The organism is Sphingobacterium shayense (assembly GCF_013179575.1).
In the GTDB taxonomy this organism is placed as follows: domain Bacteria; phylum Bacteroidota; class Bacteroidia; order Sphingobacteriales; family Sphingobacteriaceae; genus Sphingobacterium; species Sphingobacterium shayense.
Genome location: NZ_JABMCQ010000220.1, coordinates 1 through 5,105, shown reverse-complemented (window position 1 = coordinate 5,105; position 5,105 = coordinate 1). Strand labels below are relative to the sequence as shown.

At 41.3% G+C, this 5,105-nt stretch carries 4 protein-coding genes; 2 read left to right on the top strand and 2 right to left on the bottom strand.

What is annotated here, in order from left to right; all coding sequences use genetic code 11:
- Positions 1-269: 269 nt before the first annotated feature.
- Positions 270-1,460 carry a Na+/H+ antiporter NhaA gene (gene nhaA / locus HP439_RS17560; RefSeq protein ID WP_172391635.1) on the top strand — a complete coding sequence of 397 codons (1,191 nt, stop codon included), beginning with the start codon at positions 270-272 and terminating at the stop codon, positions 1,458-1,460.
- Positions 1,461-1,536: 76 nt separating this feature from the next.
- Here nhaA and HP439_RS17555 read toward each other — a convergent pair whose 3' ends face one another.
- Together HP439_RS17555 and xerD are read right to left on the bottom strand one after the other, a co-directional pair.
- Positions 1,537-2,454 carry an OmpA/MotB family protein gene (locus tag HP439_RS17555; protein WP_172391634.1) on the bottom strand — a complete coding sequence of 306 codons (918 nt, stop codon included), beginning with the start codon at positions 2,452-2,454 and terminating at the stop codon, positions 1,537-1,539.
- Positions 2,455-2,597: 143 nt separating this feature from the next.
- Positions 2,598-3,491 carry a site-specific tyrosine recombinase XerD gene (gene xerD / locus HP439_RS17550; protein ID WP_172391633.1) on the bottom strand — a complete coding sequence of 298 codons (894 nt, stop codon included), beginning with the start codon at positions 3,489-3,491 and terminating at the stop codon, positions 2,598-2,600.
- A 126-nt stretch (positions 3,492-3,617) separates the two neighbouring features.
- Between xerD and HP439_RS17545 the strand changes: the two genes are divergently transcribed.
- A partial coding sequence (locus tag HP439_RS17545; RefSeq protein WP_172391632.1) for a M16 family metallopeptidase occupies positions 3,618-5,105 on the top strand: 1,488 nt, incomplete at its 3' end.

Genomic DNA, 5,105 nt, shown 5'->3' with positions numbered 1-5,105 from the left:
GTGATGACACAGTTGCCAAATAGACCCGGAATGTCATAAGAATAAGAGTTTTTGTAGACATTTTGTAAACATTTTAATTAAATAATTGATAATCAAGTCTCATAATCTATCCGCCGAGGACACTAAAGTCCCAGCATTGCTGGGACTTTTTTTATGCCAATAACCCGCGCCTCACGTCTAAGTTCCTATCGAAAATTGAACGTGTTAGTTGCCCATCCTTTTTAAGCTTTTTCACGAGAGAAATGAACATTTTTCGATAACTTCGCACCATGGCCAAACTGATTAATCTGAGAACTTTCAAATCGTTCCTCAATTCGAGCACAGGTGGAGGAATTTTACTATTTGTGTTTCTGATTATTTCGCTAATAATAGCTAACACTGCTTTAGCAGAGCCCTTCAATAGTTTATTGACTACTGTAATCGGTTATGAATCAGAGACGATTCATCTGAAATATTCCATCGCGCTTTGGATTAACGATGGTCTGATGGCTATTTTTTTCCTGCTCGTTGGACTTGAGATTAAGCGTGAACTTGTCGAGGGAGAGCTTTCCTCTCCGCGTCAAGCCGCTCTTCCTATTTTGGCCGCAATAGGCGGAGCTGTTGTTCCAGCTATCATTTATAGTGGCTTTAATCTTGGCTTAGAGACCGCGCATGGTTGGGGAATTCCTATGGCTACCGATATTGCGTTTGCCCTTGCGGTGATTAGTATGCTCGGTGACCGAGTGCCTGCAAGTTTAAAAATATTTTTAGCAGCCTTGGCGATTGTAGACGATTTACTTGCGATTCTAGTGATCGCATTCTTTTACTCAACCGAACTCCACACTACATATTTGCTTTATGCGGGAGCGATTTTTGCATTGTTAATGCTTTTTAACCGTTTCGGCGTAAAATCGATTTGGATGTACATCGTACCGGGGGTATTCATTTGGTACTTTATTCACCATTCAGGGATACATGCAACGATTGCCGGTGTGTTAGTAGCAATGACGCTTCCAACAACAGTCGACGCTAAGGAGTCGCCGTTAGAGAAGCTAGAGCATATTTTAGCGAAGCCTGTAAACTTTATCATCGTGCCTTTGTTCGCTCTGGTCAATACAAACATTACATTTCAAAGTGAGATGATCGGTGGGTTGAGCTCTCATATGGGGCTCGGTATCATTGTAGGATTATTTTTAGGTAAAACACTAGGCATTTTTACCACATGCTACATATGCATCAAATCGGGACTTGCCAAATTGCCAGAGCTTGCTAGCTGGAAACATATTGTCGGTGTTGGAATGCTGGGCGGGATCGGGTTTACGATGTCAATCTTTGTGTCTTTGTTGTCGTTTAACGATCCATTGCACATAGAGGAGGCGAAGCTCGCTATTCTCGTTGGATCTATTATCTCTGGTGTTTCTGGTTATATGTTTTTAAATGCCGTGAGTAAAAAACATAGTAAGAGATATCTAGGGGTATAACCGTAAATAAAATAAGGGTAGAAATTTTCTACCCTTATTTTATTTACGAAGGTTTAAAGATTATGTTTAGTAACCGCTAGTTTGTACCTAATGGTTCCTCTGTATTTTCATTGTAGCTGCTGTCTACAGCTTCCTCCGACGACTCTGGAGCTTTATCAATTAATTCCATAAATTGATCTAACTTCGGAGTAATGATGATTTGTGTACGTCTATTGCGTGCTTTACCCTCGGGCGTATTGTTATCAGCAATAGGATTGTATTCACCGCGACCGCCTGCAGTTAAGCGTTTAGGATCGATACCGTATTGAATTTGTAGAGCCTGTACAACGGATGAAGCTCGGAGCGTACTTAAATCCCAATTATTACGAATGTTACGCTGTGTGATAGGGTCTGTATCTGTGTTACCCTCAATTAATACGTCGTAATCTTTGTAATCCTGAATGATCTTAGCAATTTTGCTCAATGTTTCGCCAGCACGATCGGAGATCTCGTAGCTACCAGATTTGTAAAGCATATTATCTGAAAGAGAAATGTATACTACACCTTTTAATACCTTTACGTCGACATCTTGCAGTTCTTCGCGGCTAAGTGAACGAGTCAAATTGTTTGTTAACACCATATTAAGGGAATCACTTTTCGCTTTAGTGTTCACCAAGTGCTGAATGTATTTGTTCGATGCATTTATTTCATCCACTAGTTTAGAGATATTTACATTCCCTTGGGTGTTTTGATTGATACTCGCATCTAAGGTGCCCTGTAGACGTGTTAATGCTTCTTTTAATGAGGCATTGTTTTTACGCTCTTGAGCAAGCTGATCTTCTAAGCTTTTTATTGTTGCACGAGCCTCTGTCAGATCCATCTGACTTTGCTGATATTTAGAGGCTAATTCTTGATGTTGGGTTTGTAGAGCTGCAAACTTTTTCTTTCCGCCACAGCTAGCTATAAATAAACCGGAGACCAAGAGTCCCATGACTAATATTCGTCTTTTTAACATACGATAGATTTTTTTCTAAGCAAATGCAAAAGTTATGCCTAAGCCCATTCTTAAAATCATTAATTAGTGTTAAATCCTTGTTTTTACGTTGTTAACATTTTGTTTATCAGTCGTTTATTTTTCTTTTCGAAATACCGGTTTCTTTAGGAGCGTGGGTGAAATTGCGTGATGATAGACTGTAGGTATTCCTTATCTACGTGCGTGTAGATTTCTGTAGTGGTAATGCTTTCGTGGCCAAGCATATCTTGTACGGCGCGCAGATCTGCGCCTCCTTCGATAAGATGAGAAGCAAAAGAATGTCTAAAGGTGTGAGGGCTTATGTTTTTTTGCAAGCCGATTTTTTTAGCTAGATCTTTAATGATGATAAAGACCATGACACGTGAGAGCTGTTTGCCTCTGCGGTTTAAGAAAACGATATCTTCATGACCATGTTGAACGGGGTTATGGGGACGAATTTCGTGTAGATATATTTTTAGATATTTCATCGCCTGCTGTCCGATCGGAACTAGGCGTTCCTTGCTGCCTTTGCCTTCGACCTTGATAAATTCGACGTCTAAGAACAAGTTTGAAATTTTTAATCCGACAAGTTCGGATACTCGAAGGCCGCAGCCATAGAGGAGTTCTATTATTGCTTTGTTACGCATACCTTCGCCAGAGGAAAGGTCGATAGCTCCGATTAGAGCTTCGATTTCAACAACGCTTAGCACGCTTGGTATTTTACGAGATAAACGTGGCGTTTCGATAAGTTCTGCTGGGTTATCTTTTCGGTCGTATTCGATCTGCAAGAAGCCGAAAAAGGTTTTTATTCCGGATAATAATCGGGCTTGTGTATATGGCGAAATTGCAAAATCGTTCATATACATTAAGAAGAGTTGCAGGGTGCGCGTGGTAATCTGCGCGATGGTGATATTTTTGTAGATGCAGTATACCTCGAGTTTGTGGACGTCGCTTAAGTAGGCGTCAATAGAATTAGGGGACAAGTTACGCTCGAGTTGAAGGTAACGTTTAAAGTCTCGTTTGGCGATTTCCCAATTCATTGCTGTAAAGGTAGGTAATTTTCGATTGGTTTAGCAAAGCCGTAAAATCCGTTAAAAAAAATGGTGTTTATCACTGTATGATGAATTTTTCGTAGGTTTATCGCGGATTTTAAATTATACCTAATAATGAACGTCATAAAACCCATTACTTTAGCATTTTTGCTGCCTGCATTGATGCATTTCGGCTATGCTACTCCCACGGGCATGAATGCTACGCCACGATCAATATTGCAAACGGATACCTCCAGTTGGAACACTCTACTTCCATTTGATAAGGAGGTGAAGACTGGAAAGTTAGAAAACGGGTTCCGGTATTATATTCGGAAAAACGTAGAACCCAAGGATAGGGTGACTATGTATCTGGCCACTAAGGTAGGATCGGTACTTGAAACCGAAGACCAATTAGGTTTAGCCCACTTTTTGGAGCATATGAACTTCAATGGTTTAAAGCATTTTCCCAAAAATGAGCTTGTTGATTATCTGCAAAAAGCCGGCGTACGTTTCGGAAGTGACTTAAATGCTTATACCGGTTTCGATCAAACGGTATATCAGCTGCCGATACCGTCGGACGACCCCGAGTTACTTAAAAACGGTTTGCAGGTAATGCGCGACTGGGCACAGGATGCACTTTTGGCAGAAGATGAGATTGATAAAGAACGCGGAATAGTACTCGAGGAAATGCGTGGGGGGCGTGGTGCTATGCAGCGCATGCAGGACCAGTATCTTCCTGTTATGCTTAATAATTCCAGGTATGCTAAACGTTTACCAATAGGAACTAAAGCGAGCATTACTAATTTTCCATACGAGCAATTACGGAAATTTCATTCGGACTGGTATCGTCCCGACCTGCAAGCCATTATTATCGTAGGCGATATAGACATTGCGGCTATGGAGACAGAGGTTAAGCGTCTATTTTCGGACTTAAAAACGCCATCAAGTGTCACTAAACGAGAAGAGTATAAGGTACCATTGCTTGACAAAAACCAATTTATCGCTATTACTGATCCAGAGATGACCTACACGATTGGTCAAATCAGTGTTAAGCATCCAGAAGCGAAAGTAAAAACAGTCGGTGATTTACGTACGAGTCTGTTGAAATCGGTGTATAATAGTATGGTTAACGCGCGTCTTAGCGAACTGGGGCAATCAGCCGAGTCGCCGTATGTGCAGGCTGGTGTTTCCATCGGTGAATTTCTTGGTGGTCTTGATGCTTACGATGCTTATTTTGTGGCGAAACCCAAAGCTTTTGAAACGGGATTTAAGGCTCTCGTGCAGGAACTGGAACGGGTGCAACGTCATGGTTTTGCAGTCACCGAATTTGCACGCGCGGTAGCGGCTATAGACAAAAATGTAGAAACCTCCTATATCGAGCGAGATAAGAAAAAGTCCGACAGCTATGTGGATACGTATTTAAATCATTTTCTGAAAGATTCTCCTGCTTTAGGAAACGAAGACTCCTATGCGCTGCTTAAACAGCTTCTCCCAACGCTGACCTTAAAAGAGGTGGAGGCGATTGGAAATCAGTACTATCTTGATACCAACCGTGATGTTGTTATAATGGCTCCTGAAAACGAAAAGGAATCTTTACCGACAGAAGAGATGGTAAACAGTTGG